Below are 521 nucleotides of genomic sequence, written 5' to 3'. Positions count from 1 at the left end.
CCGAGAACCACCAACTCCAACCACGGTTTTAAGCTCTATGGTAACCTCGTCAAAGATATGATACCAGAAAGGGCTAATCAGGTATGGGTGAGCGACATAACGTATATCCCCATCCATTATGACGGAGTACATCATAAGTTTAGCTACCTATCCGTGATCTTAGACTCATACTCGAAAGAAATTGTTGGGTGGAGCCTAGGCGATAGCCTAGACACAAAGCACCCTATTGAAGCTCTAAATCAGGCACTTAAGAGACTTAAAGCGAATGATAAAGCGAGCGAGAAGCTCATCCATCACTCAGACAGAGGCTGCCAGTATGCCAGCCACCAGTATGTAGATATCCTTAAAAAGAATGACATAGATATAAGTATGACAGAAACCCCAGATCCCAAAGATAATGCACAAGCAGAGAGGATCAATAACACTATAAAGAACGAGCTCTTAAAAGGCAAACGTTTCAAAACCATCAAAGAGGCAAAGGATGAACTAGCCTCAGTCATAGAGTTTTACAACACAAAAAG

Annotated in this window: 1 protein-coding gene; it reads left to right on the top strand. The window is 42.2% G+C overall.

The window, feature by feature from the left end; all coding sequences use genetic code 11:
- Positions 1-57: 57 nt before the first annotated feature.
- On the top strand, positions 58-521 hold a 464-nt coding region (locus HMPREF3027_RS00095; RefSeq protein ID WP_246830489.1), incomplete at its 3' end, for an IS3 family transposase.

Source organism: Porphyromonas sp. HMSC077F02 (assembly GCF_001815465.1).
Lineage (GTDB): Bacteria > Bacteroidota > Bacteroidia > Bacteroidales > Porphyromonadaceae > Porphyromonas_A > Porphyromonas_A somerae.
Note: the sequence above shows the minus strand (reverse complement) of the source record. Positions and strands in the feature narration are given on the sequence as shown.